We start from the raw sequence: 4,177 nt of genomic DNA on the forward strand, positions 1-4,177 counted from the left end.
CTCGAATGCAGCGACCGCTCGCTTTATACGGGGGTCACCACCGACCTCGAACGGCGCGTCGCGCAGCACAACGGGCTGTTGCAGGGCGGTTCGCGCTATACCCGCAGCCGCCGTCCGGTTGAACTCGTTTATTTTGAGGAACATTCGTCGCGTTCTTCCGCCCAGATGCGGGAGTCGGCCATCAAACGCATGAAGACCTCCGCCAAGCGTGCCCTGTGCCGCTCGCTGTCGTCCTGATCCCTCACGGCCGGGCACGGCAGGCGGGTTTCGGGGTAATCTTGCAGCTACGCCATCCATTTTCGAATCCGCCGTCGTCGAGGTGTGCATGATCAAACTGCAGAGAATCGTGCTGGACATACTCAAGCCGCATCATCCGGGGGCCTTGGAGTTCGCCTCCGCCATGGCGGAGCGTATGCCCGGCTGCCGGGTCATGCTGCGGGTGGATGAGATGGACGAGCGTACCGAAACCCTGCAGGTGGTGATAGAGGGCGAACTCATTTCCTTCAACTCGATTACCGACGCCATCGCCGACCTGGGCGCCTCGCTGCACTCCATCGACGAGGTGGATGTTCTGAACACCGGTTCGGCGGATTCGGATGACTGAACGCCGCTGAGCGAACCTGTTACCCATCCCGCTAGCCATGGGGCCGATCGCGAACATACGTCTCATGCTGCGCATTACGCGCGCAGCCTCCATAGCCCGGCGCTATTTCGTGGTCAACGGCTTCGATGGCGCCCTGACCATGCTGGGCCTGAACATGGGGTTTTACGTCAGCCGCATGCAGGACATCCAGACGGCCATCACCGCCTGCCTGGGCACCGCCATCGCGCTGGCCATGAGCGGCTTGTCCAGCGCCTACGTCAGCGAGGCGGCCGAGAAACGGCGCGAACTGGCATCGCTCGAACGGGCGATGATGACCAGCCTCAGCGAATCCACTCATGCCCGTGCCGCCCGCATCGTTCCCTGGCTGATTGCCGGCGTGAACGGCTTCGCGCCGTTTTTCATGGCGCTGGTCATCATCCTGCCGCTGTGGTTCGCCCACTGGGGCATCGCCCTGCCTATGGATCCCTTCGTCGCCAGCATTGCGGTCAGCTTTGTCGTCATCTTCATGCTGGGGGTCTTTCTCGGCCGCGTCAGCGGGATCTCGTGGTTCTTCAGTGGCCTGAAGACCCTGGCCGTCGCCGCGCTCACCGCCTTGCTGATCTGGTCATTCAGGATCTGAACGCCTTGCCATGACGGGTGCATCTGCGTCCAAGGAACCGCGCAATTCCAACGAGCCGGCCTGGCACACGCTGACGCCACAGGTGGTTGCGGAACGTTTCGGCGTGGACGTGCGCCACGGGTTGAAAGCCGGCGATGCCGGCGAGCGCCTGCAGCGGGAAGGACCGAACGAGATACCCGAGGGGCGCCGTCGTTCACTGTGGCGGATGTTCCTGGGCCAGTTCATGGATTTCATGATTCTCGTGCTGCTGGCCGCGTCGGTCATCTCCGGCCTCATCGGTTCGCTGAGCGACACCAGCGTCATCCTGGTGATCGTCCTGCTCAATGCGATCATCGGTACGGTCCAGGAGTATCGCGCCGAACAGGCCGTCGCGGCACTGCGCATCGTTCGCGACACAGCCATGCAAACCGTCCCCGCCCGCGAGCTCGTCACCGGCGACGTCGTCGTGCTGGAGGCGGGCGATGCCGTTCCCGCCGACCTGCGGCTGGTGGAGGCTCACGACCTGGTCACCGACGAAGCGGCACTGACGGGGGAATCGGTCGCCGTGCAGAAGCATTGCGACCTGCTGCCCGATACCGAACTGCCGATCGGCGACCGGCACAACATGGCCTTCAAGGGTACGGCCGTGCTGCGTGGGCGCACCACCGGTGTCGTGGTGGCGACGGGTCTGAACACCGAACTCGGGCGCATCGCCGTCCTGCTCAGGGAGACCGGCGACGTGAAGACGCCGCTGCAGCGGCGGCTGGCGCGTTTCGGCCAGCGTCTGGCCCTGGCGGTGCTTGCCATCTGCGCGCTGATCTTCGCCGGCGGTCTGCTGCGCGGCGAACCGACGCTGCTGATGTTTCTGACCGCCGTCAGCCTCGCCGTGGCGGCCATTCCGGAGGCCCTGCCGGCGGTAGTCACCGTGGCCCTGGCGCTCGGGGCGCGCCGCATGAGCCGGGCCCGGGCCCTGATCAGGCATCTGCCCGCGGTGGAGACGCTGGGATCGGTGACTTACATCTGTTCCGACAAGACCGGCACGTTGACCGAAAACCGCATGCGTCTCGAAGTCCTGTTCGTGGCTGGCGCGCGGCATACAGCTTTCCCGGACGCCATCGATCCGGCGTCCCCCTGGCGATCGCTGGGGCAGGCCCTGGCATTGAACAATGACGTGTACATGCGCGCGGATCAGGCGGGCGAAACGCAACTGTTCGGCGATCCGACCGAGGTGGCCCTGTTCGAGGCGGCCACCCGCGCCGGTTTCGACAAGGCTGCACTCTCCCAAACCATGCCGCGGCTGGCGGAGCTGGCCTTCGACAGCGAACGCAAGAGCATGTCCACCCTGCACCGGCTCGACAGCGGGGTGGCGGTTTACAGCAAGGGCGCACCCGAAGCCGTCATCCCGCGCTGCGTGAACGTGCTGACCGACACGGGCCCGGAACCCCTTGTCCACAACGCCTGGCTGGCCGAGGCCGAGTCGCTGAGCAACGAGGGCTACCGCGTGCTGGCGGTCGCCTGTCGCCGGCTCGAAACGGTACCCGAAGTGCTGGATGCAGCAGCGGTGGAGTCGGAACTGACTCTGCTGGGCCTGGTGGCTCTGCTCGATCCTCCACGCGAGGAGGCCGCCCAGGCCGTCGCCGACTGCCGCTCGGCCGGCATCCGGCCGGTCATGATCACCGGCGATCATCCGGGCACGGCACGGGCGATTGCCGAACGCCTGAAGATTGCGGCGCCGGGGGATCGCATCCTGACCGGGGCGGAGCTGACGGCGCTGGACGATGCCGGGTTCGAGCGTCTGGTCACCCAGGTCGGGGTTTATGCGCGCGTTTCGCCGGAGCAGAAGATCCGCATCGTACAGGCGCTGCAGGGGCGGGGCGAGATCGTGGCCATGACCGGCGACGGGGTGAACGATGCACCGGCGCTCAAGCGCGCCGACATCGGTGTGGCGATGGGCGGCAAGGGTACGGACGTCGCCCGCGAGGCGGCCGCCATGGTGCTGCTGGACGACAATTTCGCCACCATCGTGGCGGCGGTACGGGAAGGGCGGCGCATCTACGACAACATCCGCAAGTTCGTGAAATACGCCATGACCACCAACGCCGGCGAGATCTGGGTGTTGTTCCTGGCGCCGTTTCTGGGCCTGCCGCTGCCGCTGCTGCCGGTCCATATCCTGTGGATCAACCTGCTCACCGACGGCCTGCCCGGGCTGGCCCTGGGAACGGAACGCGCGGAACGGGCCATTATGGCGCGTCCGCCGCGGGCGCCGAAGGAGAGCATCTTCGCCCACGGCATGTGGCAGCACATGATCTGGGTCGGCATTCTGATCGGCGGGCTGACGATTCTGGCGCAGGCCTGGGCGCTGCAGCATAACAACGGGCACTGGCAGAGCATCGTCTTCACGGTGCTGACCTTCTCACAGCTGACGCACGTGCTGGCGATCCGTTCGGAACGCGAATCGCTGTTCAGCATGGGTATCTGGAGCAACCGCCCCCTGCTTGGGGCGGTTGTCCTGACGGTCTTATTGCAGCTGGCAGTACTCTACGTGCCGGTGTTCAACCCGATCTTCAAGACCGCGCCGCTGAGCCTTCAGGAACTGGCGATTTGCCTGATTCTGCCGCTGGTGGTCCTGTTCGCGGTGGAGATCGAAAAATGGCTGGTGCGGCGCGGCGTGCTTTACGTGTCGTCGTAATCATTCAGCGGCCGACGGTGATCTTGTTGATCACCTCGTGCACGCCCGGCACGTACCACGCATCCAGCACCGCCAGGCGGCGCTCCTCGTCGCTCGCCACGTGGCCGCTCAGGGTCACCGTGCCGTGGTCGGCGCGCAGGGTGAAATGGTCCGCATGGACGAAGGGGTCCTTTTCGAGAATGGTCTGGATGGCGTCGATGAGCTCCCCGTCGCTGTCGGCTTCCGGCGGCGTGACGTGAAGCTGGTTGATGACCAGCTCGCAGCCGGCCGTCCACCAGGTCAGCAC

The 4,177-nt window shown here is 65.5% G+C and carries 5 protein-coding genes; 4 read left to right on the top strand and 1 reads right to left on the bottom strand.

What is annotated here, in order from left to right; translation table 11 throughout:
• From P8Y64_14405 to P8Y64_14420, 4 genes are all read left to right on the top strand, one after another.
• Window positions 1-237 (top strand): GIY-YIG nuclease family protein (locus P8Y64_14405; GenBank protein MEJ2061639.1); only part of this gene is annotated, 237 nt, incomplete at its 5' end.
• A gap of 88 nt (window positions 238-325) precedes the next feature.
• Window positions 326-604 (top strand): DUF211 domain-containing protein, encoded by a 279-nt coding sequence (locus P8Y64_14410; protein ID MEJ2061640.1) that lies wholly within the window; start codon window positions 326-328, stop codon window positions 602-604.
• A gap of 64 nt (window positions 605-668) precedes the next feature.
• Window positions 669-1,223, top strand: a complete 555-nt coding sequence (locus P8Y64_14415) for a hypothetical protein (protein MEJ2061641.1) — start codon at window positions 669-671, stop codon at window positions 1,221-1,223.
• Window positions 1,224-1,233: 10 nt separating this feature from the next.
• On the top strand, window positions 1,234-3,891 hold the full coding sequence (locus P8Y64_14420) for a cation-translocating P-type ATPase (protein MEJ2061642.1): 2,658 nt from the start codon (window positions 1,234-1,236) through the stop codon (window positions 3,889-3,891).
• 4 nt (window positions 3,892-3,895) lie between these two features.
• Here the strand turns inward: P8Y64_14420 and P8Y64_14425 are convergent.
• Window positions 3,896-4,177 (bottom strand): BON domain-containing protein (locus tag P8Y64_14425; protein ID MEJ2061643.1); only part of this gene is annotated, 282 nt, incomplete at its 5' end.

It is taken from the genome of Gammaproteobacteria bacterium, from assembly GCA_037388465.1.
Classification (GTDB): Bacteria; Pseudomonadota; Gammaproteobacteria; order SpSt-1174; family SpSt-1174; genus JARRKE01.

Coding starts and splice junctions, on each gene's coding strand:
- P8Y64_14410 (MEJ2061640.1), top strand. CDS start 326: ATGATCAAACTGCAGAGAATCGTGCTGGACATACTCAAGCCGCATCAT.
- P8Y64_14415 (MEJ2061641.1), top strand. CDS start 669: ATGCTGCGCATTACGCGCGCAGCCTCCATAGCCCGGCGCTATTTCGTG.
- P8Y64_14420 (MEJ2061642.1), top strand. CDS start 1,234: ATGACGGGTGCATCTGCGTCCAAGGAACCGCGCAATTCCAACGAGCCG.